The 26,171-nt window shown below is 71.3% G+C and carries 26 protein-coding genes and 1 tRNA gene; 9 read left to right on the top strand and 18 right to left on the bottom strand.

What is annotated here, in order from left to right:
• Nucleotides 1-110: 110 nt before the first annotated feature.
• Both L2I40_RS03805 and maiA read right to left on the bottom strand, forming a co-directional pair.
• The gene (locus tag L2I40_RS03805; protein WP_237213537.1) at nt 111-1,076 is read right to left on the bottom strand and encodes a Bug family tripartite tricarboxylate transporter substrate binding protein; all 966 of its coding nucleotides are present in this window, start codon (nt 1,074-1,076) and stop codon (nt 111-113) included.
• A gap of 428 nt (nt 1,077-1,504) precedes the next feature.
• On the bottom strand, nt 1,505-2,149 hold the full coding sequence (maiA, locus tag L2I40_RS03800) for a maleylacetoacetate isomerase (RefSeq protein WP_456305725.1): 645 nt from the start codon (nt 2,147-2,149) through the stop codon (nt 1,505-1,507).
• 98 nt (nt 2,150-2,247) lie between these two features.
• Between maiA and L2I40_RS03795 the strand changes: the two genes are divergently transcribed.
• The 4 genes from L2I40_RS03795 (at nt 2,248) to L2I40_RS03780 (ending at nt 6,034) form a co-directional block, all read left to right on the top strand.
• Nucleotides 2,248-3,204, top strand: a complete 957-nt coding sequence (locus L2I40_RS03795; protein WP_237213536.1) for a dihydrodipicolinate synthase family protein — start codon at nt 2,248-2,250, stop codon at nt 3,202-3,204.
• Nucleotides 3,205-3,270: 66 nt separating this feature from the next.
• The gene (locus L2I40_RS03790; RefSeq protein ID WP_237213535.1) at nt 3,271-4,599 is read left to right on the top strand and encodes a sulfite oxidase; all 1,329 of its coding nucleotides are present in this window, start codon (nt 3,271-3,273) and stop codon (nt 4,597-4,599) included.
• Between the two features lie 2 nt (nt 4,600-4,601).
• On the top strand, nt 4,602-5,078 hold the full coding sequence (locus L2I40_RS03785) for a hypothetical protein (RefSeq protein WP_237213534.1): 477 nt from the start codon (nt 4,602-4,604) through the stop codon (nt 5,076-5,078).
• 71 nt (nt 5,079-5,149) lie between these two features.
• Nucleotides 5,150-6,034, top strand: coding sequence for a fumarylacetoacetate hydrolase family protein (locus L2I40_RS03780; RefSeq protein WP_237213533.1), 885 nt, complete (start codon nt 5,150-5,152; stop codon nt 6,032-6,034).
• Here L2I40_RS03780 and L2I40_RS03775 read toward each other — a convergent pair.
• A complete protein-coding gene (locus L2I40_RS03775; RefSeq protein ID WP_237213532.1) occupies nt 6,031-6,315 on the bottom strand; it encodes a hypothetical protein in 285 nt (94 codons plus the stop codon). The two genes, L2I40_RS03780 and L2I40_RS03775, sit on opposite strands and share 4 nt — an antisense overlap.
• A 93-nt stretch (nt 6,316-6,408) precedes the next feature.
• Here L2I40_RS03775 and L2I40_RS03770 point away from each other — a divergent pair, with 93 nt between their 5' ends.
• Nucleotides 6,409-7,038, top strand: coding sequence for a glutathione S-transferase family protein (locus tag L2I40_RS03770; RefSeq protein ID WP_237213531.1), 630 nt, complete (start codon nt 6,409-6,411; stop codon nt 7,036-7,038).
• An 89-nt stretch (nt 7,039-7,127) separates the two neighbouring features.
• Nucleotides 7,128-7,221 (top strand) — tRNA-Ser (locus tag L2I40_RS03765).
• A 466-nt stretch (nt 7,222-7,687) separates the two neighbouring features.
• On the opposite strand, the gene L2I40_RS03760 is transcribed toward L2I40_RS03765, so the two are convergent.
• From L2I40_RS03760 to L2I40_RS03690, 15 genes are all read right to left on the bottom strand, one after another.
• Nucleotides 7,688-8,389 (bottom strand): ABC transporter ATP-binding protein, encoded by a 702-nt coding sequence (locus L2I40_RS03760; protein ID WP_237213530.1) that lies wholly within the window; start codon nt 8,387-8,389, stop codon nt 7,688-7,690.
• Nucleotides 8,389-9,144, bottom strand: coding sequence for an ABC transporter ATP-binding protein (locus L2I40_RS03755; RefSeq protein WP_237213529.1), 756 nt, complete (start codon nt 9,142-9,144; stop codon nt 8,389-8,391). The genes L2I40_RS03760 and L2I40_RS03755 overlap by 1 nt, the downstream gene beginning before the upstream one ends.
• The gene (locus tag L2I40_RS03750) at nt 9,137-10,159 is read right to left on the bottom strand and encodes a branched-chain amino acid ABC transporter permease (RefSeq protein WP_237213528.1); all 1,023 of its coding nucleotides are present in this window, start codon (nt 10,157-10,159) and stop codon (nt 9,137-9,139) included. Before L2I40_RS03750 ends, L2I40_RS03755 begins: the two co-directional genes overlap by 8 nt.
• Nucleotides 10,152-11,069: a branched-chain amino acid ABC transporter permease gene (locus L2I40_RS03745; protein ID WP_237213527.1), complete on the bottom strand. Its 918-nt coding sequence runs from the start codon at nt 11,067-11,069 to the stop codon at nt 10,152-10,154. Before L2I40_RS03745 ends, L2I40_RS03750 begins: the two co-directional genes overlap by 8 nt.
• 196 nt (nt 11,070-11,265) lie before the next feature.
• On the bottom strand, nt 11,266-12,435 hold the full coding sequence (locus L2I40_RS03740) for an ABC transporter substrate-binding protein (protein ID WP_237213526.1): 1,170 nt from the start codon (nt 12,433-12,435) through the stop codon (nt 11,266-11,268).
• Nucleotides 12,436-12,533: 98 nt separating this feature from the next.
• Nucleotides 12,534-13,073, bottom strand: coding sequence for a 3-hydroxyanthranilate 3,4-dioxygenase (locus L2I40_RS03735; RefSeq protein ID WP_237213525.1), 540 nt, complete (start codon nt 13,071-13,073; stop codon nt 12,534-12,536).
• 5 nt (nt 13,074-13,078) lie between these two features.
• Entirely contained in the window at nt 13,079-14,053 is a 975-nt protein-coding gene (locus L2I40_RS03730; protein ID WP_237213524.1) for a dihydrodipicolinate synthase family protein, read from the bottom strand.
• An 83-nt stretch (nt 14,054-14,136) separates the two neighbouring features.
• On the bottom strand, nt 14,137-14,679 hold the full coding sequence (locus tag L2I40_RS03725; protein WP_237213523.1) for an ureidoglycolate lyase: 543 nt from the start codon (nt 14,677-14,679) through the stop codon (nt 14,137-14,139).
• Nucleotides 14,680-14,683: 4 nt separating this feature from the next.
• On the bottom strand, nt 14,684-15,091 hold the full coding sequence (locus tag L2I40_RS03720) for a carboxymuconolactone decarboxylase family protein (protein WP_237213522.1): 408 nt from the start codon (nt 15,089-15,091) through the stop codon (nt 14,684-14,686).
• Nucleotides 15,092-15,103: 12 nt separating this feature from the next.
• Nucleotides 15,104-17,086 carry an oxidoreductase gene (locus L2I40_RS03715; protein WP_237213521.1) on the bottom strand — a complete coding sequence of 661 codons (1,983 nt, stop codon included), beginning with the start codon at nt 17,084-17,086 and terminating at the stop codon, nt 15,104-15,106.
• A complete protein-coding gene (locus L2I40_RS03710) occupies nt 17,083-18,057 on the bottom strand; it encodes an ABC transporter ATP-binding protein (protein ID WP_237213520.1) in 975 nt (324 codons plus the stop codon). The genes L2I40_RS03715 and L2I40_RS03710 overlap by 4 nt, the downstream gene beginning before the upstream one ends.
• Nucleotides 18,054-19,028 (bottom strand): ABC transporter ATP-binding protein, encoded by a 975-nt coding sequence (locus L2I40_RS03705; protein WP_237213519.1) that lies wholly within the window; start codon nt 19,026-19,028, stop codon nt 18,054-18,056. The genes L2I40_RS03710 and L2I40_RS03705 overlap by 4 nt, the downstream gene beginning before the upstream one ends.
• Nucleotides 19,028-19,924, bottom strand: a complete 897-nt coding sequence (locus L2I40_RS03700) for an ABC transporter permease (RefSeq protein ID WP_237213518.1) — start codon at nt 19,922-19,924, stop codon at nt 19,028-19,030. The genes L2I40_RS03705 and L2I40_RS03700 overlap by 1 nt, the downstream gene beginning before the upstream one ends.
• A complete protein-coding gene (locus L2I40_RS03695; RefSeq protein ID WP_237213517.1) occupies nt 19,921-20,943 on the bottom strand; it encodes an ABC transporter permease in 1,023 nt (340 codons plus the stop codon). Before L2I40_RS03695 ends, L2I40_RS03700 begins: the two co-directional genes overlap by 4 nt.
• A 4-nt stretch (nt 20,944-20,947) precedes the next feature.
• Complete coding sequence (locus tag L2I40_RS03690; protein WP_237213516.1) at nt 20,948-22,534, bottom strand: ABC transporter substrate-binding protein; 1,587 nt, start codon at nt 22,532-22,534, stop codon at nt 20,948-20,950.
• Nucleotides 22,535-22,643: 109 nt separating this feature from the next.
• On the opposite strand from L2I40_RS03690, the gene L2I40_RS03685 reads away from it, so the two are divergent.
• The 3 genes from L2I40_RS03685 to L2I40_RS03675 all read left to right on the top strand — a co-directional run.
• Nucleotides 22,644-24,659, top strand: coding sequence for an oxidoreductase (locus tag L2I40_RS03685; protein ID WP_237213515.1), 2,016 nt, complete (start codon nt 22,644-22,646; stop codon nt 24,657-24,659).
• A gap of 72 nt (nt 24,660-24,731) precedes the next feature.
• On the top strand, nt 24,732-25,685 hold the full coding sequence (locus L2I40_RS03680; protein ID WP_237213514.1) for a Bug family tripartite tricarboxylate transporter substrate binding protein: 954 nt from the start codon (nt 24,732-24,734) through the stop codon (nt 25,683-25,685).
• A 79-nt stretch (nt 25,686-25,764) separates the two neighbouring features.
• Nucleotides 25,765-26,171: aldolase/citrate lyase family protein (locus L2I40_RS03675; RefSeq protein ID WP_237213513.1), on the top strand; the 407-nt coding region annotated here is incomplete at its 3' end.

Genomic DNA, 26,171 nt, shown 5'->3' with positions numbered 1-26,171 from the left:
CTCCCAGCCATAAATTCATGGGTTCCAAGGGCCCGCTGGCCCTTGGTGGGGAGGGTCCGGGAGGGGCAAGGCCCCTCCCGCAGCACTACCGCCGACAGACCCGGCAACGCCTAATCCGCCTTGATGCCCGCGCGCGCGACCAGCACCCGGAAGCGCTCCAGTTCCGCCGCGATCAGCGTGCGGAATTGCGCCGGCGTGCGCGGTGCGGCCTCGGCGCCCTCCACTGCAAGGCGCTGCGTCATCTCGGCATCGGTGAGGAAGCCGTTGATCGCGCTGTTGAGCCGCGCGATCACCTCGGGCGGCGTCGCGGCCGGCGCCACCAGCCCGTGCCATTGCAGCATCTCGTAGCCCGGCACGGCGCGGCCGGCCGGCGGCACGCCGGGCACCAGGGCGGAGGGCTCGGCCGAGCTGACCGCGAGCGCGGTCAGCCGGTTGTCGCGCGCCGCCGGCAGCACCACCGGCGATCCCGCGAAGCTGCAGCGCACGCGCCCGGCCAGCAGGTCGGTCAGCATCGGCCCGTTGCCGCGATAGGGCACGTGCACCAACTCCATCCCCGCCGCGTCGCAGAAGGCCGCCATGGTGATGTGCGAGGCCGAGCCGTTGCCCGCGCTGCCGTATTCGATCGTGCCCGGCCGCGCCTTGGCGAGCGCGACGAAGTCCTCGGTGGTCCGGGCCCCGACCGAAGGATGTACCACCAGCACGCCGGGCAGCGTCGCGACCAGCGCCACGGGGGCGAAGTCGCGCAGCGTGTCGTAGGGGATGTTCGGGTAGAGCCAGGGGTTCACGGCGAGCGTGCCGACATGGCCCCAGAGCAGCGTATGGCCATCCGCCGGGCCGCGCGCGACGCCTGCCGCGCCGACCGTGCCGCCGGCGCCGCCGCGGTTCTCCACCACCACCGGATGGCCGCCCAGCGCCTGTTGCAGCTTGGCCGCCAGCGGCCGCGCGAGCAGGTCGTTCGACCCGCCGGGCGGAAAGGGCACCACGATCGAGATCGGCCGGCTCGGCCACCCCTGCGCGAGGGCGGGCAGCGGCAGCGCGAGGGTGCCGGCGGCGAGCAGCGAGCGGCGCGGGATCATGCGGGCGTCTCCGACGTGTCTGGCCACATCTGCCGCCACGCCGCCCGTTCCGGAAGGGGGAGGGGTGGCAAGGAAAGCTGGACCTTGGACGGGCGAGCATGACAATCTAGGAAAATGTTCCGAACATCGTCCTCCCTCCCATCGCTGCCCGTCTCCCTCTCCCGCAGCGCGGGGTCCGACGCCAAAGGCGTCGGACGGTGGGGTGAGGGTGGGCCCGCATTCTCCGCCTTCGCGCGACCGGCCACTTTGTCCGAAACCGCCCTGCCGGCCACCCTCTCCCGCAGGGCGGGGTCCGACACCAACGGCGTCGGACGTTGGGGTGAGGGTGGGCCCACATTCTCCCCTTCAAAGGGCCGGCGACTTTGTCCGAAGCGCGCTGGCCCCAACACGCACCCCGCGCCCAAAGTGCCAAAGCGCCAACGTGCGCCTCACTCCGCGTCCGGTTGCGCCTCCGGCGCCGCGGCCCGGAACGCCTCCAGCGCGTTGCACGCCGCCTCCACCCCCAGCACGCGGGGATACGGCGCCAGGTCGCAGCCGAAGCGCCGCGCATTGCCGAGCTGCGGCACCAGGCAGAGATCCGCGAGCCCCGGCGCATCGCCATGGCAGAAGCGGCCTGTTGCCGGCTCCGCCAGCCGCGCCTCGAACGCGGCCAGCCCCGTCGCGATCCAGTGCCGCGCCCAGCCGTCGATCGCCGGCTGCGCCTGGCCCAACTCGCGCTTCAGGTATTGCAGCACGCGCAGGTTCTGGATGGGGTGGATGTCGCAGGCGATGATCTGCGCCAGCGCCCGCACCCGCGCCCGTCCCCAGGGATCCGTCGGCAGGAGCTTCGGCCCGGGCTGCGTCTCGTCCAGCCATTCGACGATCGCCAGCGACTGGGTCAGCGCGCCCTGTCCGGCGACCTCCAGCGTCGGCACCAGCCCCTGCGGGTTCAGCGCAAGATGGTCGGGCGCCGCCTGCTCCCCCTTGCGGAGATGCCGCGCGACCTGCGTCGCCGCCAGCCCCTTCAGCCCGAGCGCGATCCGCACCCGCCAGGCGGCCGAGGAGCGGAAATAGCCATGCAGCACCAGGTCCATCGCGCAGCCTCCCGCGCCCATGACGGCCGCCGCCCGCCTGCCTGTCAACGCGCCGCCCCGCCTGCTAGCATTTGTCCGAAACCCGCGCGGAGCACGCCATGAGCAGGATGCGGATCGAGGGCTCCTTCGTCGCCCTCATCACCCCCTTCAACGCCGATGGCAGCGTGGATTTCGGCGCCTTCCGCACGCTCCTCGACTGGCACGCGGCAAACGGCACCTCGGCCGTGCTGATCATGGGCTCGACCGGCGAGGTCTCGATGCTGACGCCGGAGGAGCGGCGCGAGATCGTCGAGAAGACCGCCGCCATGAAGGCCCAGGGGACGGGCGCGGGGATGCACTTCTTCTACGGCTGCACCGGCCCCTCCACCGCCGCCACCATCAAGTATCTGAGCCACGCCAAGGCCGCCGGCGCCGACGGCGCGATCCTCGCCGCCCCCGCCTATATCTGCGCGCCCGAGGACGACATCGAGGCGTATTTCGCCGAATGCGCCGATGCGGTGGACCTGCCGATCGGCATCTACAACAACCCGCCTCGCGTGAAGTCGGACCTCCATTGGGACCACCTGCTGCGGCTGCTGAAGCATCCGAACATCGTCGTGCTGAAGGAGAGCACGACACGCGTCGGGCAGGTCGCGCAGGTGCTCGCCGCGCAGCCGGATGCGGCGGTGATGTGCTGCGACAGCCCGAACCTCGGCCTCGTCGTGCCGACCATGTCGCTAGGCGGGCACGGCACGGCGAACATGACCGGCAATCTCGACCCCGCCGGCATGGCCGCCTTGTCGAAGCCTTGGACGACGCCGGACCAAAGCGTCGTGTTCCGCGAGACCTATCTGCGCCTGCTGCCGCTGCTGCACTTCACCTACAGCGCGATCAACCCGGTCGCGGTGAAGTCGCTAATGAAGGCGGTCGGCCTGCCGGCCGGCGACCTCCGCCGCCCGCTGACCGGGCTCAAGCCGGACCACCTGGCGCGCGGCGTCGAAATTGTCCGAAATCTCGGGCTCGACGCGCGCTACGGCTGGCGCCTGCCCGGCGGGCTGGCCATGGCGGCGGAGTAGCGCCCATCCCATTGCGCATGCATTAGAGAATATTTATATCCCCCGCCACAAGGTGGGGGAATCATAATGCTGCGTCACGGCAAGACCGAGCGGTCGATCCAGGAGCTCTACCGCGACGATCCCGAGCGTGCGGATGCGGTCGCCTTCGGGCGGCGCGGGGCGCTGAAGGGGACGGCCCTCGCGGCCATGGGCGCGGCGGTGGGCGGGACGATCCCCTTCGCGGGATCCATGCCGGAGGGCACCTTGCCGGCGCTGCTTGCGCGGCCGGCGGCGGCGCAGGGGGCGAGCGGCCCTCAGGTGCTCCGCATGGAGGGCAAGGCGCCCCTCGTCCTGCTGCAGGAGCGTCCCCTGGTGGCGGAAACGCCGGAGCACCTGCTCGACGAGCCGGTCACCAGCTACGCGAACCACTTCATTCGCAACAACGGCCAGATCCCGGAGGTGCAGACCGGCGATCCGCGCGCCTGGCGGATCACCATCGACGGCGAGGTGAACACGCCCCTGACGCTCACCCTCGGCGAGCTCGAGAGCCGCTTCCCGGTCGTCACGCGCCAGCTGCAGATGGAGTGCGGCGGCAACGGCCGCGCCTTCTTCCAGCCGCAGACGCGCGGCAACCAGTGGGGCAACGGCGCGATCAGCAACGCCGAGTGGACCGGCGTGCGGCTGCGCGACGTGCTGCAGGCCGCCGGCGTGAAGCCCTCGGCGATCTTCACCGGCCATTTCGGCGCCGATCCGCACCTCTCGGGGGCGACCGATCGTCCCTCCACGGCGCGCGGCATGCGGATCGCCAAGGCGATGGACGAGGACACGCTGATCGCCTTCCGCATGAACGGCCAGCCGATCCCGCACATCCACGGCGCGCCGGTGCGGCTCATCACGCCGGGCTGGCCGGGCAGCCTCAGCCAGAAGTGGCTGACCCGCATCTGGATCCGCGATCGCGTGCATGACGGCGCCGGCATGGGGGGGACCTCCTATCGCATCCCGCAGCGTCCGATCGTGCCGGGCTCCAACAACAACGGCGCCGACTTCGTGGAGATGGAGAGCATGCCGGTGCGCTCCATTCTTTCCTCTCACGCGCACGGCACGCGCCTGCCGGCCGGCACGCGCAGCCTCGACCTGCGCGGCGCGGCCTGGGCGGGCGACCTGACGGTGCGCGCCGTGCACGTCTCCACCGACTTCGGCGCCACCTGGACCGAGATGCAGGTCGCGGCGCCGGCGAACCGTCACGCCTGGCAGCGCTGGACGGGCCGCGTCAGCCTGCCGTCGGACGGCTACTACGAGATCTGGTACCGCGCCACCGACAGCCAGGGCCGGATGCAGCCGCATGTCGCGGCGAACTGGAACCCGCAGGGCTACGGCGCGAACCCGATCAGCCGCGCTGCGATCCTGGTGGGCTGATCGTGGCCCTCACGCTGGAGAAGGTGGTGACCGCGAGCCTCGCGGTCGCCATCCTGCTCGTCATCGTCGACGGCTCGGGGCCGCACGTCGCGGCCCCACGGCCTGCGCCGCCGCCCACGCCTGCGGCGATCGCCTTCCAGCAGGCCCAGGCCGAGGCTGCCGCGCGCGCCGAGGCGGTGCGTCGCCAGGCCGAGGCCGCGCAGGCCGTCACCCAGCCGTCCGAGGAGGAGACGATCCTGCCCGAGGGGCATGGGCGCGCCGAGACCTTCGGCTACTGCGTCGCCTGCCACAGCACCGCGATCATCCGCCGCAGCCACTTCTCCCGCGACCAGTGGGAAGGGCTGATGGATTGGATGACGGACAAGCACGGGATGAACCCGCTCGAGGGCGAGTTGCGCGCGACGATCGTGAACTATCTCGCGACGCATTTCGGCCCCGTGCAGGCGCCGGCGCGGGGGCGCAACCCGTTCCTCAACTGACGCCCGCCCCACTAGGAGCGGCGGTGGCCGGACGTTAGGCTGCCGCCGCATCAACCGGGGGAGGACATGCCATGCGGCTCCTGCGCTTCGAGCATGGGGGCCGTGCGGCCACCGGCATCCGGATCGGCGACCATGTGGTGCCGGTCTCCGCGCTCCCCGGCGTCCCGGACGATCCGGTCGCGATCCTCGAAGGTGGTGCGGCGATGCGAGCGCGCGTGCTCGCCGGCGCCGAGGCGTCCTCGGCCAGGCGCCCGCTCGCCGGTGCAAAGCTCCTCATGCCGATCGCGCGGCCCGGCAAGGTGATCTGCATCGGGCTGAACTACGCGCTGCACGCGAAGGAAGGGAACAACCCGATCCCCGAGTACCCGGCGGTGTTCCTGCGCGTGCAGTCCTCGCTCGTCGGCCCCGACGCCCCGATGCTGCGGCCGGGCTGCTCGACGAAGCTCGACTACGAGGCGGAGCTTGCGGTGGTGATCGGCCGTCGCGCGCGCTGCGTGAGCGAGGCGCAGGCGCTGGACCATGTCGGCGCCTACAGCCTCTTCAACGACGGCTCGGTGCGCGACTACCAGCGCAAGTCCACGCAGTGGACGATGGGCAAGAACTTCGACGCGACCGGCGCCTTCGGGCCCGAGCTGGTGACCCCGGACGAGCTGCCGCCGGGCGCCGCACCGCTGCGCATCATGGCGCGGGTGGACGGACAGACGGTGCAGGACAGCACGACGGGCGACATGATCTTCCCGGTCGCGCGCTGCATCGCGATCCTGTCGGAGGTGATGACGCTCGAGCCAGGCGACGTGATCGCGACCGGCACGCCGTCCGGGGTCGGGTACGCGCGCAAGCCGGAGCCGCTGTTCCTCAAGCCCGGCATGACGGTGGAGATCGAGGTCGAGGGCATCGGCGTGCTGCGCAACAGCGTCGCCGACGACCCCGCCTTCGCGCGCGAGATCAGCGCCTAAATGAACTGCCCGCGCAGGAAGCCGAGCGCGGGCAGGGGGCTCCATTTCTTCGGCAGGTCGGCACGGCGGATCGGCGCGACGGAGTAGTGCGGCACGGGCTGCGCGGACCGGCGCAGCCAGTCCTCATAGGCGCGCACCTGCTGCGCGCGCCAGGCACGGTCCTCCATCGCGTCGGTGCGGGAGCGGTAGACATTCGCGACGCGGCTTTTCCGCCCCGCGGTGGCGATCACCGCCCAGAGCGTGTCGTCGTCCCCGGCGCGGAGGGTGACGAGGCTGGTCACGCTCCCTGAATCGCAAACCGGCCGGGGGGCGGTCAAGCTTGGCGTCGCGGCGGCGGCATGTGATCAAGCGGCCGCGACAAGGAGCCCCCGTGCATGATCGATCTCTACGCCTGGAACACCCCGAACGGCCGCAAGATCAGCGTGGCGCTGGAGGAGATGGGGCTGCCCTATCGCGTGCATGTGGTGGACATCGGCAAGGGCCAGCAATTCGAGCCCGATTTCCTGCGCATCTCGCCCAACAACCGCATCCCCGCCATCGTGGATCCGGAGGGGCCGGACGGGCAGCCGATCAGCGTCTTCGAATCGGGCGCCATCCTGCTCTACCTCGGCGAGAAGACCGGCCGTTTCCTCCCGCGCGAGCCGCGCGCGCGGGTCGCCGTGTACGAATGGCTGATGTGGCAGATGGGCGGCTTTGGCCCGATGCCGGGCCAGGTGCACCACTTCCTGATGCAGCCGGAGGGCCCTGCGCGGGACTACGGCTTCACGCGCTACCACACGGAGACGAAGCGGCTCTACGGCGTGCTCGAGAAGCGGCTGGCCGGGAGGGATTTCGTGGCGACCTCGGGCGAGCCTTCGGTCGCCGACTTCGCCATCCTGGGCTGGGCCTGGCGGCACGAGCGCCACATGGTGCCCTTCGACGACCTGCCGAACGTGGCCGCCTGGTACGACCGCATGATGGCCCGACCGGGGGTGAAGCGGGGCTTCGAGGTGGCGCTGTCCTGACCGCCAGGGTTGCGGGGGGGGAGGCGGCCCGCTAGAGAGGGCGCCGCATACGTTGTGCGACTTCAGCCAAGACGTCGATTGCCTCGTGCGGAGGGGTGGCCGAGTGGCTGAAGGCAACGGTTTGCTAAACCGTCATAGGGGCTTAAACCTCTATCGTGGGTTCGAATCCCATCCCCTCCGCCACCTCTCGCTCTGCCGACACCATCCCCCCGCCCTCATCCGAGGAAAAGGCTGTTCAGGCCGCGCGTCGTGCATCGCGCAGCAGGCGCGTTCCTGCAGCCTGCACTTCGTCCACTGCAGACCCGGTGCCAGTTTCGCGCCAGCCCCGCGCTTGAGCCTGCCCCTCTCTAACAAGCTCGGGGTCAGGTCGGTGGCGTGCCGCTTCCAGTTGTGCGCCACCGGCCGCACCTTAAGGCCAACCGTTGTCCAGGTGCGGGGCGCAACGCGGCTGACGCTGCTCGCTGCGCGGGTAAAGCTGTCCACGACGACCAGGCCGCCGCCTGCTGCTGGCGATGGCGAAGGCACTTGCCGGCAGGCGGGCGAACGAGACTTTCGACGGCACCGCCCGCAGTGGCGTCCATGCTTCGAAGGGACGGAAGGTGGCGAGAACAGCGCAGCTTCGCCGGACGGTTGCGCCTTGTCCTGACCGCTACAGGCCGATCCACCCCCGCACGCGATCCATGTCGCGGTCGAGGTCGGCCGGCGAGCCGGACCAGACGGTGACACCCTTCTCCACCACGTGATGCCGGTCGGCCAGCGCACGCAGGGCAGCGAGGTTCTTGTCGATCACCAGGATCGCCAACCCCTCCTGCTTGAGCGCGCCGAGCGTCGCCCAGATCTCGGCGCGGATCACCGGCGCCAGACCCTCCGTCGCCTCGTCCAGCACCAGCAGCCAGGGGTTGGTCATCAAGGCGCGGCCGATGGCCAGCATCTGCTGCTCGCCGCCAGACAGCGTGCGCGCGGACTGGCCCTGCCGCTCCTCCAGCCGGGGGAAGAGGCGGTAGATGCGCGGCAGCGTCCAGGGATTGGCGCGGCGGAACCGGTCGGCCGCGGTGGCGACCAGGTTCTCCCGCACCGTCAGCGTCGGGAAGACCTGCCGGCCCTCCGGCACGAGGCCGATGCCGAGTGCGGCGACCCGCTCGGGCGGCAGGCCCGCGATCGGCTGGCCTCGGAAGCGCACCGTCCCGCCGCGCGGCGCGTTGAGCCCCATCACAGCGCGCACCGTCGTCGTCTTGCCCATGCCGTTGCGGCCGAGCAGCGTCGCGACCTCGCCCTCGCCGACCCGCAGCGACACGTCGAACAGCACGCGTGAGGCGCCGTAGCCCGCTTCCAGGCCGCTGACCTCGAGCATCAGCCGGCCTCCTCGGCCAGGTAGGCTTCCTGCACCGCGGGATCGGCGCGGATCGCCGCCGGCTCGCCGGAGGCGATGACGCGGCCATAGACCAGCACGCTGATGCGATCGGCGAGCGCGAAGACCGCATCCATGTCGTGCTCGATCAGCAAGATCGGGATGCGGCCCTTCAGCGCGCGCAGCGTCTCGGTCATGCGCAGACTCTCGGAGGGGCCGAGGCCGGCCATCGGCTCGTCGAGCAGGAGGAGTTGCGGCTCCGCCGCCAGCGCCACGGCCAGTTCGAGCACCTTGCGCTCGCCATGCGAGAGGTCGCCGGTGCGCAGTTCCACCCGCGCAGCGTCGAAGCCTACCTCGGCCAGGATGCGCCGCGCCGGGCCGGTCAGCGCGTCGTCGGTCGAGGCCCTGCGGAAGAAGCGGAAGGAATGGCCGAGCCGCGCCTGCACGGCGAGTGCGACATTCGCCAGCGCGCTGTCGTCGTCGAGCAGCTGGACGATCTGGAAGCTGCGCACGAGGCCGCGCTTCACGCGCGCGGCGGTGGACAGCCGCGTGATGTCCTCGCCGCGGAAGATCACCTGGCCGGCGTCGGGCCGCAGCTCTCCGGTCAGCTGGCCGATCAGCGTCGTCTTGCCGGCGCCGTTCGGGCCGATGAGTGCGTGCAGTTCCCCGGCACGGACGTCGAGCGTGACGTCGTCCGTCGCGGTCAGCCCGCCGAAGCGCTTGATGAGCCCGCGGGCCTCCAGCACCGGCTCAGCCACGGCCGCGTCCATAGCCGAGCAGCGACATCAGGCCGCCGCGGGCGAACAGCACGATCAGCACCAGGATCGGGCCGAGGATGAACTGCCAATGCTCGGTGATGCCGCCGAGCGTGTACTCCAGCCCGACCAGCGCGCCCGCGCCGAGCACCGGGCCGAGCGTGGTGCCGAGGCCGCCCAGGATCACCATCAGCATCAGCTCGCCCGAGCGCTGCCAGGACATCATCTCGGGCGAGGCGAAGCGCAGGTAGTTGACCATCAGCGCGCCCGCGAGACCGCAGCCGACCCCGGAGATGACGAAGGCGACCAGCTTGTAGCGATAGGTCGCGATGCCGATCGCGGCCATGCGCCGCTCGCTCTGCCGGATGCCTTCGAGCACGCGGCCGAAGCGGCTGCGCACGATCCGGTGCAGCACCCAGAGCCAGAGGGCGAGCAGGCCGAGGCAGAGCCAGTACATCTGCGCCGGCTCGCGCAGGTCGAGGCCGGGGACGAGGTTGCGCCGGCGCACGACGAGGCCGTCGTCGCCGCCATACTGCTTCAGCCCGACGAAGAGGAAGAACACCATCTGCGCGAAGGCCAGCGTGATCATGATGAAGGAGATGCCGGAGGTGCGCAGCGACAGCGCGCCGATCACCAGCGCGGCGAGGCCCGCGACGAGCATGGCAGCCGGCAGCGTCACCAGGAGCTGGTTGCTGCCGGGGATCAGCCCGAAGATCGGCTCGCCCAGCCGGAAATGCTCCCAGAGGATGCCGACCGCATAGCCGCCGAGGCCGAAATAGGCGGCGTGGCCGAAGCTCACCATGCCGCCATGCCCGAGGATGAGGTTGAGCGACGCGGCGGCGATGGCAAGGCAGGCGATCTGCGTCGCGATGCCCGTGGTGGCCGGGAAGCCGGCGGCATCGGCGATCAGCGGCAGCGCGGCTGCGGCGGCGAACATGACCAGCAGGATCGCCCGGTCGCGCCAGCCGCGCGTGCGGGCTGCATCGGCCATCGCCTCGGGCAGGGATGTGTCAGCCATGGGCCGGGAAGAGCCCGCGCGGGCGGATGAGCAGAACGAGCGCCATCAGCAGGTAAACGCCCATCGAGGAGAGCGAGGCGCCGAGCGCATCCGCCTGGTCGGGCGGCAGCATGCCGCGCAAGAAGCCTGGCACGAAGCCGCGCAGCATGGTGTCCGTCAGCCCGACCAGCAACGCGCCGAACAGCGCGCCACGGACCGACCCGATTCCGCCGATCACGACGACGACGAAGGTCAGGATGAGGATCTGCTCGCCCATGCCGACCTGCACGTTGTAGACCGGCCCCGCCATCAACCCGGCGAGGCCGGCGAGCAGCGCGCCAAGGCCGAAGACCAGCGTGTAGAGCAGCCGGATATCGACGCCGAGCGCGCGCACCATCTCGCGATGCGTCGCACCTGCGCGCACCAGCATGCCGATGCGGGTGTGCTGGATGAGGACGTAGAGACCGGCGGCGACCAGCAGGCCGACCGCGATGATCAGCAGGCGGTAGGAGGGGTAGGGGACCCCCGGCACGATCTCGACAGCACCAGAAAACCAGGACGGAAGGTCCACGAAGAGCGGCTGCCGACCGAAGAGCAGGATGATCCCCTGGTTGAAGAACAGGATCAGACCGAAGGTCGCCAGCACCTGGTCGAGATGGTCGCGGGCATAGAGGCGACGCAGCACCACGAATTCCATCGCCATCCCGACAAGAGCCGCGGCGGCAAGCCCGGCCAGCAGCGCGAGCCACCAGGATCCGGTGGCGTTGGCAACAAGCGCCGCGCCGAAGGCGCCGATCATGTAGAGCGAGCCATGGGCGAGGTTGATCACGCCCATGATCCCGAAGACCAGCGTCAGCCCGGCCGCCAGCAGGAAGAGCATCACGCCGAACTGCAGCCCGTTCAGCAGCTGCTCGGCGAGAAGCACGCTCATGTCGTCGATCCCTTTCGGTGATCGACGACATGCGCGGCGTTGCCCTCATGCGCCGGGCGGCCGCTTCGCGGCCTTGGCTCGTCACGCCGTAGGCGTGCTGCCCGCACGACGCACGTGCGGCGGGCGCCGTTCGGCGCCTCGGCCGGCCGCACGCCGCGACGCACGAAGGCGACCGTCACACCCAGAGTCCGGCTTGTCAGATCCGGCACTGGCCGGCGTAGGCGTCGCCGTGGTTCTCCAGCACGCGGCCCTTGGTCACCAGCGCCAGGTTGCCGCCGACGCGCTCCGCACGGATGTGGAACCAGTCCTGCACCGGGTGCTGGTTCGGGCCGAAGCGGAAGCGGCCGCGCGTGCTCTCGAAATCCGCGCGCAGCATGGCGGTGCGGAAGGCCGCCGGGTCGATGCTGCCGCGGGTCTGGCGCAGCGCGGCGCCGATCGCGAGCGCCGTGTCGTAGCCCTGCTGCGCGTAGTAGGTCGGCACACGGTTGTAGCGGGCGCGGAAGGCCTCGACGAAGCGGCGCGAGGGCGCATTGTCGAAATCCGTGTTCCAGTGGCTGGTGCAGTTCACGCCCTCTGCCGCATCGCCGACCGCGGCGAGCGTCGTGCTGTCCAGGCTCGGGGCGGCGACGCATTGCGGGATGGTCTGCAGCAGGCCGGCCTGGGCGTATTGCCGCAGGAAGGCGATGCCGAGGCCGCCCGGGTGGAACTGGAACACCGCATCCGGCCGCGCGGAGCGGATCTGCGCGAGTTCCGCCGCGTAGTCGGTCTGGTCGAGGCGGGTGTAGATCTCCTGTACGACCTCGCCGCGGTAGAGCCGCTTGAAGCCGGTCAGCGCATCGCGGCCCGCCTGGTAGTTCGGCGCCAGGATGGACATGCGGCGGTAGCCGAGCGTGTTGGCCAGCTGCCCTGCGCTCTCGTGCAGGCTGTCGTTCTGCCAGGACACCACGTAGTAGTTCCGGTGGCACTCGCGGCCGGCGAAGTTGGACGGGCCGGCATTGGGCGAGACGTAGATGCCGTCGGCATCCAGCACGTCGGGTGCGACGGCGCCGAGCACGTTGCTGAACACCACGCCGGTGAAGAGGCGGATGCGCTCGTTGCGCAGGTACCGCTCGGCGATCGCCTTGCCCTGGCCGGGGCGCAGCCCGTCATCCTCGACGACGACCTGCACCGCCTGGCCGCCCAGGCGGCCCTGGTCCATCTCGATGGCAAGCTGGAAGGCGTCCCGGATGTCCTGACCCAGGTAGCCACCCGGCCCCGACAGGGTCGTGATCATGCCGATGCGGAGCGGCGCGCCCTGGGCGATCGCCGGCATGGAAAGGCCGGCCGCCGCGGCCGTGCCGAGGGTGAGGAAAGCGCGCCTGTTCATCCCGGATGTTCTCCCGTTCGTTGCCATTCCCTGGGGCAAATCGTCTGCCGCAGTTTGGGCTTGCGGGGAAGCCCCGTCCCGCGGTGCCCGTCGCCCGCCTAAAGGCAGACCCAGCCCGGTGGCGGTTCCTTGCCCGGATGGACGGTGCCGCAGTGGCGGCAGGTGCGCGCCTCCTCGCTGCCGTAGAACGCGGCGAAAAGCGGCGGCAGGTCCTTCACGATGTCCTTCACCTGCACCTCGACGCGGTGCACCTTCTCCCCGCAGGAGAAGCAGAACCACTCGAAGCCGTCGAGGTCCTCCTCGCGCCGCGTGCCCTCCACCACGAGGCCGACGCTGCCCGGCACTGGCCGCTGCGGCGAATGCCGCATGTGAGGCGGCAGTAGGAACACGTCGCCCTCGCGGATCAACACGTCCTCGATCTTCCCGCGGTCATGCAGCTTCAGCATCATGTCGCCGCGCAGCTGGTAGAAGAACTCCTCCACTGGGTCGTCGTGAAAGTCGACGCGCTGGTTCGGGCCGCCGACGATCATCACCACCATGCCGTCGGTCTGCGGGAACAGCTGCTTGTTGCCGACGGGAGGCTTCAGCAGGTGCTCGTTCTCCTTGACCCAGGCCTGGAAGTTGAAGGGCTTCAGCATGGCGTTCACTCCGCGGCGGCCTTGCGGCCGACGTTGAGGCCACAGGCGTCGAAGGCGGCGCGCGTCGCGGCCTTCTCGGCCTCGGTGAGTTCCAGCATCGGGCGGCGGACGGCGCCGCCCACCTGGCCGAGCAGGCCTTGCCAGTATTTCTGGTGCGCATGCGGTTTGCCGCCTGGCCGCGTGGATTTCAGCGCCTGGCGCACCGGCTGCAGGCTCTCCCACACCCGCCGCGCCTCCTCCGCCCGGCCGGCGAAGGCGAGGTCGGTGTAGTCGCGCATGCGCCGGTCGGCCGCGGTCTGCAGCAGGTAGGGCGGGGAGGAGCAGAGGTAGCAGCGCCAGCCGAGCTCGAGGATGTTGTCGACCCACTCCTCCTCGCTCGCCGTGCTGACGACGAGCCTGCCGCGCGTGAGCTCGGTGAGCCGCGCATACATCTCGCGCGGGACCGAGTACTTGATGCCGACGATGTTCGGGATCTCGGCGATGCGGGCGCAGAGCTCGGGGCTCATCAGGTAGCCGCTGTCGGGGTGCGACCACATGCAGATGCCGATCCCGACCTGCGACGCGATGTGGCGGTAGTACTCGAGCAGGATCTCGTCGCGGTCGTGGATGAAGTGCAGCACGGGCGCGTGCACCACGACGAAGTCGGCGCCGACGGCTTCCGCATGCCGCGCCAGCTCGATCACCGTGTCCATGTTCTGGTCGGAGGCCGACATGATGGTGCGCGCGCCATGCGCGCGGGCGACGTCCACCGCGACCTCGAAGCTGCGCTTCCGCTCGGCCACCGACATGGCGAAGAACTCGCCCTGCTTGCCGGAGACGAAGACGCCGTCGATGCCGAGCTCGCCGAACCAATGCGCCAGGTTGCGGCGGAAGCCGGCCTCGTCCATCGCATGATCGTCGGGGCGGAAGGGCATCAGCGCGGCGCACCAGATGCCGCGCAGATGCTCGAAGGCGTGGTCCTTGGCGTCGGTCGGGCTCATGGCGGGTCTCCCTCCGCCGCATCATGCGACAGCCCGGACTGCCCGTCAGCCCCGGACCGGGGGCAGCCCTTCGGCTCCCGGACCTAGAGGGCGAGTTCTATGGTCACGCCTGCGCGCGCGACAATGTCCTTCTTGTCGAGGTCGGGCCCACGCGCCTCGTTGCCCTGCTTGTGCCTCAGGTCGCGCGCGGTGTCGCGCCGGATCAGGATGCAGACCTGCGCGACCTCGGCCACCGCGAAGGGGAATTCGTGCCAGGTGCCGACATGCAGCATCAGGCCCGCGCTGCCGTCGAAGAGGAAGGCACGAGCGGTGTCGAGATCGGGCATCTCGTCCTCGCTCGGCGGCGCCAGCACCATCGCGAAGGGCGTGCCGAGCGGGAAGAAGGTCTGGGTGTGCAGGAAGTGCCGCTCCATCCAGGACACGCGCAGCGGGCGGGGATGGATGGTCGCGACGGAGATCTCCAGCGTGTCGTCGGCGACGAAGCGGCCCGGTTTCCGGATCGCGACGGTGTCGCCGTAGAAGGGGCTGCGGATCACCGGCGCCTCGGCCGCCGGCGACAGCAGCGTGCCGAAGGGCGCGATGTTGGCGACCGTCGCGGGCTCCGCCCGGAACGACAGCGTCCGCATGCGGTCAGTCGTGCCCGTCCTGCTTCACCCAGGCCTTGCCCTCGCGCATCTCCTGCATGGCGCGGCAGAAGCCCTCGAAGGCGGGCATGCCGGCGGGCAGGCCGGCCAGGAAGGCGGCCTCCACCACCTCCTCGAAGGTCGCGCCGTGCTGCATGGCGCGCTTCGACGCCCATTCGATGCCCTCGCGGTCGCCCTTCACCGCGGTGGTGATGCCGACCATGACGAGGAAGCGCGTCTTCATGTCGAGCGCGCGGCCCTCGGCGGGGCCGAAGATCACGTGGCTGGCGAGTTCGCCGTAGCGGCGGAGGAAATCCGGATTGGCCTCCGCCAGGATCTCGTGCAGCGGCAGCGTGTAGCCGCGCACGTCGCGGATCTTCTTCAGCTCGGCCTCGCCTTCGGGCGTCATCGGCATGGGTCGTCTCCTTCAGATGGCGCGGGCGGCAAGCTCGCCCTCGCGGATGGCGGCATCGACCCGGCGCGGCGCGAGCGCGTCGCCTATCAGGCGCGCCTCCATCGTGCCGGAGAGCGCGTGGAACAGCCCGTCCTGCGCCTCGGCGCCCAGGGCGAGCACGACATGGTCCACCTCCTCCCGCACGGCCTCCTCCTTCGTGTAGAGGTCGCGCAGGCGCACGCTGCGTCCCTCGATCGCGACGAGTTCCAGGTCGGTCGCGAAGCGCACGCCCATGCGGCGGAGCATGCCGTAGGTCTTCGCCCAGTCGCGGCTGGCGGCGAGGTCCGGCGCGGGCTGGCCGAGCCAGGTGACGAACTCCACCTCGGCGCCATGGGCCGCGAGGTATTCGGCGGTCACCACCGCCTGGCGGCCGCCGAGCCCGTCATAGAGGAGGACGCGGCCGCGCGGCGGCGCCGCCTCGCGCAGCGCCTCGAGATAGGAGAGGACGTGGGGCTGGTCCGCGCCGGGCAGGATGCTGCCGTCCCATTTCTCCGGCCGCAGCGGCGTCCAGCCATGGCGCAGCCCGCGCGCGCCGGTGGCGACGATCAAGGCGTCATGGCCGGCGGCGCGCAGCATCTCCTCGGTCGCGACGGTCTTCAGGCGGATGGTCACGCCCGCCTTCGCGACCTGGCGTTCGAGCCATTCGACGATGCCGAGCAGCTCGACGCGGCTCGGCGCGCGCGACCAGAGCCGCACCTGGCCGCCGAGTTCCGCCTCGCGCTCATAGAGCGTCACGCGATGGCCGCGCTGCGCCGCGGTCAGTGCCGCGCGCAGGCCGGCGGGACCCCCGCCCACCACCGCGACCTCCTTCGGCCGCGGCGCGGGCGTCAGCGTGCCGGAGCCGAGCTCCGTCTCTTGGCCCGCGGCCGGGTTGTGGATGCAGGCGATCGGGGCCTGCGCGAAGATCGAGGACATGCACCAGTTGGCGCCGACGCAGGGGCGGATGTCCTCGCCGCGCGCGGCCTTCGACACCCATTCCGCATCGGCGATCAGCGCGCGCGCCATGGCGACGAAGTCGCAATCGCCGCTCACGAGGTGACGCTCCGCCTCGGCCGGCGTGACGATGCGGCCGACGCCGACCACCGGCACGTCTCCCACGGCTTCGCGCACGCGGCGCGTCGCCTCCATCTGGTAGCCATGACGTTCCGGCGCCGTCGGGTAAATCAGCATCCGGTTGAGGTAGGTGCCGTGGCTGCAGGAGACGTAGTCGATCAGGCCGGAGCCGGTCATGCGCGCCGCGATCTCCGCCCAGTCGTCTGGCCGCAGACCGCCCTCGTGGCCGTCGTCGGAGTTGATGCGCACGCCGACGATCATGCCCGGCCCGCATTCCTCGCGCGTCGCCTGGATGATCTCCATGACGAGGCGCAGGCGGTTCTGCAGGCTACCGCCGAAGGCGTCCTTGCGATGGTTCGTGGCCGGGCTCAGGAACTGGTTCAGCAGGTAGCCATGCGACATCGAATGGACCTCGACGCCGTCGAGGCCGCCGTCGCGGGCGTGGCGCGCGGAGAGGCGATAGCCCTCCCGGATCGCGTCGATGTCCGCCGTCGTCATGACATGCGGCATCTCGCGATAGACGGCGCAGGGCACGGCGGACGGCGCCCAGACCGGGGCGCCGGAGGCGACGCTGTTGGTCTCCCGCCCGCGATGCCAGGGCTGCGCCAGCAGCAGCGCGCCATGCGCGTGCACGGCGTCCGCGATGCGTGCGAATTGCGGCACCATGCGCGGATCGAAGGCCAGCGCCTTGCCGCGATAGGGCAGGGAGGTCTCGTGCACCGCCATCGCCTCCATGGTGATGACGGCGACGCCGTGGCGCGCGCGTTCGGCGTAGTAGGCGATGTGCGCGTCGGTGAAGAGATGGTCCTTCACCAGCAGCGTCGCATGCGCGCTCATCCAGCTCCGGTTGCGCGCGACCTTCGGTCCGAGCTTCAGCGGGCTGAAGAGGGTCGGGTAGGTCATGACGGGATCCGGTTGCCGCCATCGGCGACGCGCAGGCAGGCGGCGCGGTGGCCCGGCGCCAGCTCCTCGAGCGGCGGAAGGCGCTCGCGGCAGGCCGGGATCGCGACGGGGCACCGGCTGGCGAAGCCGCAGCCGGGCGGCAGGTTGATCGGGCTCGGGATCTCGCCGCGCAGTACGTGGCGGGCCAGCGGGACGGCGGGATCTGCCGGCAGATGCGCGCTCATCAGCGCCTGGGTGTAGGGATGCGCGGGGCGCTCGAACACCTCGGCGGCCGTGGCCTGCTCCACCACGCGGCCGAGATACATCACCATCACGCGGTCGGCCATCAGGCGCAGCGTGCCGAGGTCGTGGGTGATGAAGAGCATCGCCGCGCCCGTCTCCTCCTTCAGCTCCGCCAGCAGATCGAGGATGCCGGCGCGCACCGAGAGGTCGAGGGAACTGGTCGGCTCGTCCAGCACGATCAGGGCGGGCTTCGTCGCGATGGCGCGCGCGATGCAGACGCGCTGCTGCTGCCCGCCCGAAAGCTCCGACGGATAGCGGTCCAGCATGGCGGAGGGCAGGCGCACGCGCAGGCCGAGCCGCGTCGCCTCGTCCCGCCGCTCGGCGCGCGAGAGGCGGGTGTGGAGCATCAGCGGCTCCTCGATCAGGTCGCGGGCCGTCATGCGCGGGTTCAGCGCGGCCCAGGGATCCTGGAAGACCATCTGCATGTTGGCGCGCAGCGGACGGCAGCGCGCTTCCGGCACGCTGGTGATGTCCTGGCCCATGAAGATCACGCGACCTTCGCTCGGCGCCGTGAGGCGCAGCACGCAGCGCCCGAGCGTCGACTTGCCGCTGCCGCTTTCCCCCACCAGGCCGAGCGTCTCGCCGGCGGCGAGGGTGAAGGAGACGTCGTTCACCGCGCCGATCACGCCGCCGCCCGGCGCCGCGAAACGCTTCGAGAGGCCTTCGACCCGCAGGACCGGCGCGCTCATGCGGCCTCGGCGAGATGGCAGCGCGCGGCGTGCCCGTCCCGGAGCGCGAGGTCGGGCGGCGGGCGCGTGCAGACATCCTGCGCCATCGGGCAACGGTCGCGATAGAGGCAGCCCTCGGGCAGGGCGTAGAGGTTGGGCGGCGACCCGGAAGGACGCGGCGCGCGCAGCTGTAGACGCTCCGGCGTGGCGGCGATCAGGGCGCGCGTATAGGGGTGCGCGGGGCGCGCGAAGAGCGCGGACACCGGGCCGTGCTCCACGACCTGCCCGGCGAACATCACGGCGGCCTCGTCGCAGTAATGCGCCACCACCCCGAGGTCGTGCGTGATGATCACGGCGCCGATGCCGCGCTGCCGCGCCAGCCCGCGCAGCAGGTCGAGGATCTGCGCCTGAACCGTCACGTCGAGGCCGGTGGTCGGCTCGTCGGCGATCAGCAGCGAAGGCTCGTTGACCAGCGCCATGGCGATCAGCACGCGCTGCGCCATGCCGCCCGACAGCTCGTGCGGCCAGGCGCGCAGGCGGCGCTTCGGGTCCGGGATTCCGACGGCGGCGAGCATCTCCGCAGCGCGCGCCTCGGCCTGTGCGGCGGAGAACTCGGGCCGATGCGCTCTCTGCAGGCGCACCAATTGCTGACCGATGCGGGCCAACGGGTCGAGCGATGTCTTGGGCGATTGCACGACCAGGCCGATGCGCGCGCCGCGCAGCGCGTTGAGCTCCTCCGGCGGCAGGGCGAGCAGGTCGCGTCCCTCGAAGACCGCCTGCCCGGCAACGACGCGCGCGGGCGGCTTGAGCAGGCCGAGGATCGAGAGCGCCGTCAGCGACTTGCCCGCGCCGGTCTCGCCGACCAGGCCCAGGATTCGGCCCGGCTCGAGCGAGAAGGACACGCCGTTGAGGGCGCGCGCCGTGCGCAGCCGGTTGTCGAGGTCGTAGGCGATGAAATGCGTGTGGAGGTCCCGGACCTCGAGCAGGCTCATCAGCGGGTCGCGGCCTTGCGCCGCGGATCGAGCAGGTCGGCCAGCCCGTCGCCCAGCATGTTGAGCCCGAGGACGAGCAGGATCAGGGCGCAGCCGGGAAAGACCGCGACCCACCACTCGCCCGTCACCATGTATTCGGCACCCTGGCGGATCATCGCGCCCCATTCGGGCGTCGGCGGCTGGATCCCGACGCCGAGGAAGGCGAGGGTGGCGCTGATCCGCACCGCCCAGGCGGCGCGCACCGCGGTCTGCGCCGTCGCGCCGCGCAGCGCATTGGGCAGGATGTGGCGGAACAGGATTCTCCGAGTTGGATTGCCGGCGGCCACCGCCGCCTCGACGAAGGTGCCGTTGCGCAGCGACAGCACCTCGGCGCGCACGACGCGGGCATAGACAGGCGCGTCCAGCAGGCCGAGCACCAGCACGACGTTGAGCAGCGACGGCCCGGCCGCGGCCACGACCGCCAGCGCCAGGATGATGGAGGGGAAGACGCGCAGCGCGTCGGAGCCGCGCATCACGATCTCGTCCGGCCAGCCGCCGGTCCAGCCGGTCCAGAGCCCGACCGGCACGCCGATCAGCAGGCCGACGATCACGACCGGGATCGCGATGCCGAAGGCGTAGAGCGAGCCGTGGATGACGCGGCTCAGCACGTCCATGCCGTTGCCGTCGGTGCCGAACCAGTTGGCGGCGCTCGGCGCCTGCAGGACGCGGGCCGGGTTGGAGGCGACCGGGCTTTCGGGCGAGATCAGCGGCGCCAGTACCGCGAGCAGCGCGAAGCCCAGGATGATGGCCGCACCGATCGCAAGCGTCGGCGAGCGGCGCGAGATGCCGGCCAGGCGGCCGGCCGCGCGGGCGGTCCAGGCCGGCGTGGCGGGGGCCGGAAGCGCGGCGTCGCTCATGCCCGCACCGCGCGGGGCTCGAGCAGCATCACCAGCACATCCACCACGAGGAAGACCAGCACCGAGAACAGCGCGAGCAGGAGGACATAGCCCTGCACCACGGCGAAGTCGCCCTGGATGATGGCGTTGAGGCCGAACTGCCCGATGCCGCCCCAGGCGAAGACGTATTCGATGAGCGCGGTGGTGCCGACGAGGCCCGCGAGCTCGGTACCCACGAAGGTGACGACCGGCACCATGGAGTTGCGCAGCACCATCCGCCGCACCTCGCCCGCCGGCAGCCCCTGCGCGCGGGCGTAGCGGATATAGTCGCTCGCCAGCACCTCCAGCGCGATGGCGCGCGTCTGCTTGACGATCGGCGCGGCCGAGATGATCGCGATGCACAGCACCGGCAGGACGAGCTGCGCCGCGGCCGATCGCGCGGCTTCCCACTGCCCGCCGAGCATCGCGTCCCAGAGATAGCTGCCGGTGATTCGCGGCGGGGGATCCACCATGAGGCTGATCCGGCCCATGCCCGGTGGCGCCCAGGCGAGCAGGTAGAAGAAGACGAAGAGCGCCATCAGGGCCAGCCAGTAGGTGGGCGTCGAGAAGCCCAGCAGTGACAGGAAGCGGCTGACCTGGTCGAAGGCGCCATCCGGCTTCTGCGCCGCCTTGAGGCCGACCGGGATGCCGACCAGCGCACCAAGCCCGACGCCGTAGAGCAGCAATTCGAGCGTCGCGGGCGCGCGGTCCAGCAGTTCCGTCAGGACCGGCCGGTTGCTGATCCAGGACCGTCCGAGATCGCCCGACAGGACCTTGCCAAGCCAGACCAGGAACTGCGCCCAGACCGGCTGGTCGAGCGCCAGGTTGCGCCGGACCATCTCGAGCTCGGCCGCGGTCGCGGTCGGCCCGGCCAGCATCGCGACGGGGTCCTGCCCGCCGAGCCGGACCAGCATGAAGCAGAGGAAGGAGACGGCGACCAGCAACGGCACCAGCAGCACTGCGCGCCGCAGCAGGAACCCGCCGATCGCGCGTGCCGGCATGATGCTAGGCGACGCGCAGGTCCACCCAGCGCTCGTGCTCGTCCGGATGCGGGACCCAGCCGGAGATGTTCGGCGCCATCGCCTCGAAGGTCTGCGGATAGACCGTCAGGATCCAGAGCGCGTCCTCCATCCAGACGCGCTGCGCCTCGCGCACCGCGGCCGCCTGCACCGCCCGGTCGGGGCTGGTGCGCGCGCGGTCCACCAGCGCGTCGAAGGCCGGGTTGGCGTAGCGCGCCCGGTTCGACACGCCGTCGGAGCGGGCGAGCAGCGAGATGGTGTAGACCGGATCGAGCACGATCGGCCCGTCCTCGAAGGTGAAGAGCGCCATGTCCTGCCGGTTCGGTGCGCCGCGGGCACGCAGGTCGGAGCCCGTGATCCGCTGCGGCCGCGCCGTGACGCCGACGGCGCGGAGCTGGTCGGCCAACTGGACCGCCATCGGCTCTTCCCACCACCAGATGTTGGAGAAGAGCAGGTCCACCTCGAAGCCGTTCGGGAAGCCGGCCTCGGCTAGCAGCGCGCGGGCGCGGGCCGGGTCGTGGTCGTACATGAAGAAGGACGGGTCGTAGCCGCCGACGATGGGGGGCACGATGCTGCGCGCGATCTCGCCCGTGCCAAGCGTCACGCCCTGGCGGATCGCGTCCTTGTTGACGGCGAAGTTCATCGCGCGGCGGACGCGCACGTCGTCGAAGGGGCGCATGGCGGCGTTCATGCGCACGCTCGCCATGGCGCGGCCGGCCTGGTCCTGGATCTTCACCCGCCGGTCGCGCTGCATGTCGAGGACCTGCTGCACCGTCGGGCGGTCGATCCACTGCACCTGGCCGCTACGCAGCAGCGTGGTGCGCGACGCGCCGGACGGCACGGCGCGGTAGATCACGCGCTCGAAATGCGGGCGGCCGCGGAAGTAGTTCGGGTTCGCGACGAACTCCGCCTGCTCGCCGGCGCGCACGCTGCGGACGTGATAGGCGCCGAAGCCCGCGGTGTTGGTCTCCATCCAGCGCAGCGCCCAGGGATCCTCGGCCGTCGCGTGCTTCTTCGCCTCGGCGCTGTCGTAGATGCCGGGGACGTAGAGCGTCAGGGCCGCGAGGAAGATCGAGGAGGGTGCGTTCAGCGTGAACTCCACCTCCCGCTGCGACAGCGCCTTCACGCCGGTGACGTTGGAGACGTTGGCGATGAAGAAGCCGGTGCGGCGCTGGGCGAAGCTCTTCGCCCAGGACCACTCGACGTCGGCGGCGGTCAGTTCGTTGCCAAATGGGCTCCGCACGCCCTGCCGCAGCGTGAAGACGTAGCGCAAGCCGTCGTCGGAGACCGTCCAGCGCTCCGCAAGATGTCCTTCGATGACGGAGGGGTCGAGGTAGCTGCGGTCGCCGCGGGTGACGCGGCCGTAGCGCGTCAGGCCCTCATAGACCTGCACCACGGTTTCCTGCGTGCCGGGGCGCAGCGCGTCGCCGTCGAAGCCCTCCGGCGTGCCGGGCGCCGCCAGCAGAAGCGTCCGCCCCTGGCCCTGCGCCAGCGCGCCCTCGCTGGTCAGCGTGAGATAGGCGGGCAGCGCCAAAGTGCCGGCACCCGCCAGCAGGACGTTCCTGCGCTTCATGACACCGTCTCCCGTCCCCGGCCCGCCGAGCGGTTGTCCGGACATCTACGGTTGCCTCGCGGGGTGCCTCCGTCAAGACTGAGCGCGGCGCTTCGTGGAGGATCGGCCGATGCCGGATGGCTCGTGGCAGGCGGCGGGCGCGGCCCGCTACCCCAACGTCTTCCGTCCGCTCCGCATCGCCGGCGTCGAGCTGCGCAACCGCATCTTCGTGCCGGCCCACACCACCAACTACGGCGAGGACAACCTCCCCTCGGAGCGCCACCTTGCCTACCACCAGGCACGCGCCCGGGGCGGCGCGGCGCTGATCATCTTCGAGGCGATCCGGGTGCACCGCTCGACCCTCGGCCGGCGCCAGGGGGTGAACGGCTACGAGCGCGCGGCGATCCCCCGCTTCGCGAAGATCGCGCAGGCCGTGCAGGCCGAGGGCGCGCGGCTGTTCGGCCAGGTGATCCATCTCGGCCGTCACATCGACGGCAACTTCGCGCGCATGCCGTCCTGGTCGGCCTCCGCCGTGCCCTGGACCACCACCGCTCCACCCCCGCACCCGATGACGGAAGACGAGATCGGGCAGGTCATCGCCGCGCATGGCGAGGTTGCGGCGAACCTGGTCGAGGCCGGGCTCGACGGGATCGAGCTGACAATGGCGCATGGCCATCTGCTGCAGCAGTTCCTCTCGCCCGCCGTGAACCGGCGCAGCGACGCCTGGGGTGGGTCCGAGGAGAACCGCATGCGGCTCGCGCTCGAATGCCTCCGTCGCGTGCGGGCGCGGGTCGGCGACGGCGTGGCGGTCGGCCTGCGCGTCTCGGCCGACGAGTTCCTCGACGGCGGGCTGACGCTGCCCGACATGCAGCGGATCGTAGCGAAGCTGTGCGGCGAGGTGCGCGTCGACTTCGTCAATGTCAGCCACAGCGCCTATCACGGCAGCTACACCATCTCGACCCAGATGGCCGACATGGCCTTCGCCCCCGATGCGTTCCATCACCTGCCGCGCGGCATCTCGGCGGCGCTGCGCGAGGCTGGGCGCGACATCCCGGTCTTCGCCGTCTGCCGCTTCCGCAGCGCGGGCGAGGCCGAGTCGATGCTGGCCGGCGGGGACGTCGCCATGGTCGGCATGGCGCGCGCGCATATCGCGGAACCGCGCATCGTCCGGAATGCGGCCGAGGGGCGCGAGGCGGAGGGGAGGCCCTGCCTGTCCTGCAACCAGGGCTGTGCGGGCTTCCTGGCGCAGTCCCTCGCCATCACCTGCCTCGCCAATCCGCGTGCCGGGCGCGAGGCGGATTGGCCGGAGCCCCCGCCGCCGGCCGCCGCGCGAAAGCGGGTGCTGGTCGTGGGCGGCGGGCCAGCGGGCATGGAAGCCGCCGCGCTTGCCGCCCGGCGCGGCCACGATGTCGAGCTGTGGGAGGCATCGGACCGGCTGGGCGGCGCGCTGGCCTGGACCGAGCGCCAGCTGGTGCGCGCCGAGATGGCGCAGCTCCTCTCCTTCCAGCGGAAGGCTCTTTCGGAAGCCGGCGTGCGCGTCGTGCTGGGCCGGCGCGCCGATGCCGCGGCGATCCTGGCGCAGGGTGCCGACGATGTCGTGCTCGCGCTGGGCGCCGAGCCGGCCGGGACGCGCTTCCCGGGCGGCGGCGTGGGCCTCTCGATGGAGGAAGCGCTTGCCGCGGCGGATGCGCTGCCGGATCGCGTCGCGGTGCAGGACATGCTGGGCAGCTTTGCCGTCGCCGGCTTCGTCGAGTGGCTTGCTGGCAGCGGCCGGCAGGTGACGCTCATCGCGCCGACCGGCACGCCGGGCTGGCTCGTGAACATCTATTCCTCCTTCGCCTGGCGCCACCGGCTGAGGCAGCGCGGCGTCCGCATCCTGGCCCTGCGCGCCATCCACGCCTGGCATGGCCCGGGCGAGGCCGTGCTGGCAGACGTTTCGACCGGCGAGCTCGAGCCCTGCGGCGACTTCGACGCGATCGTCGCGCCGACTCATGGGACGCCTCGCGACGGCATCGCCGCGGAGCTGCGCGCGCGCCTGGCCGGCCACAACGCGCCGCCCGCGATCCACCTGATCGGCGACTGCGCCTCGCCCCGCTCGGCGCTCGAAGCCGTCTTCGAAGGCCACGAGCTTGGCCGCGCGCTCTGAGACGGGTTTGGCGCTGTGCCGCGCCGGCCATAACCTTGCGACACGTCCACCGAACCGCACCGGAGAGACAAGATGACCACGCGCCGCGCACTGCTCGCCGCAACAACGCTGCTGCCCCTGCCTGCGCTCGCGCAGGGCGGGCGGGTGATCCGCCTCGTCGTGCCCTTCGCGCCGGGCGGGACGACCGACATCGTCGCGCGCATCCTCGCCGGTCACATGCAGGACCGGCTGGGCGCGGCGGTGGTGGTGGAGAACCGACCGGGCGCCGGGGCAACGCTCGCCTCGCAGCAGGTCGCCGCCGCCGCGCCCGACGGCACGACGCTCCTCGTTTCCAACTCCGCCTCGCACGGCATCTCGCCGAGCCTGTTCCGCAACGTGCGCTACGACCCGATGGGCGACTTCACGCACATCGCGCTGGCGGCGCGCACCTCCAACGGCTTCTTCGTCAACCCGCGCTTCGAGGCGCAGAGCTTCGCCGACCTGATCTCGCTGGCGCGGACGCGGCCCGGCGGGATCGACTTCGCCATGTCGGGCGCGGGCACCACCACGCATCTGCTCGGCGCCCGCGTCGCCATGGCGGCCAATGTCCGCCTCAACCCGATCCCGTATCGCGGCTCCGGCCCAGCGGTGACCGACACCGTGGCCGGCAATGTCGGGCTGCTGGTGGACGGCCTGCCGAGCTCGATCGCCTTCGCCCGCGACGGGCAGCTCCGCTGCATCGTGACGGCCGACCACGAGCGCAACCGCTTCCTTCCGAACGTGCCGACGCTGATCGAGAGCGGCCTGAACATCACCTCCTATTCCTGGTTCGGCATCTCCGGCCCGCGCGGCCTGCCGGCGGCCACCGTCGAGCAGCTGAACCGCACGGTGCGGGAGATCCTGGCGCTGCCCGCCGTTCGCCAGCGCTACACGGAGCTGACGGCGGAAGGGCCGGACACCACGCCCGAGCAGTATGCCGCCTTCATCCAGGACGAGCTGCGCGTCTGGGGCGAGGTGGTGCGCGCCACGGGCGCGACGGCGGAATGACGCCCGCTGCCCGGCGCCGCGCTCTCGACGGCGGCATGTCGCGATGCCAGACCTGCCGCATGGAGGACATGCCGCACCCATGAGCCCAGCCGACATCGCGCTCGCCCGCAGCATCCTGTTCGTGCCGGGCGACCGGCCGGACCGCTTCGAGAAGGCGCTGGCGAGCGGCGCCGATGCCGTCGTGCTCGACCTCGAGGACGCGGTGGCACCGGAGCGCAAGGCGGCGGCGCGCGATGCGGTCGTCGCGCGGCTCGCGCAGCCCGCGCCGGTCGCGCTCGGCCTCCGCATCAACCCGCTGCCGACGCCGGAGGGCATCCTGGACCTTGCCGCCCTGCTCGGCGCGGCGCCTGCCTTCCTGATGCTCCCGAAGGTCGAGGCGGCCGAGGAGGTGTCCGTCGTCCGCCGTGCCCTGGCGCGCGCACCCCGGCCGGTGCCGCTCGTCGCGCTGATCGAGAGCGCGGCGGGGCTGGCGCGCGCCGCCGCGGT

This window comes from Falsiroseomonas oryziterrae (assembly GCF_021864505.1).
Classification (GTDB): Bacteria; Pseudomonadota; Alphaproteobacteria; order Acetobacterales; family Acetobacteraceae; genus Falsiroseomonas; species Falsiroseomonas oryziterrae.
Note: the sequence above shows the minus strand (reverse complement) of the source record. Positions and strands in the feature narration are given on the sequence as shown.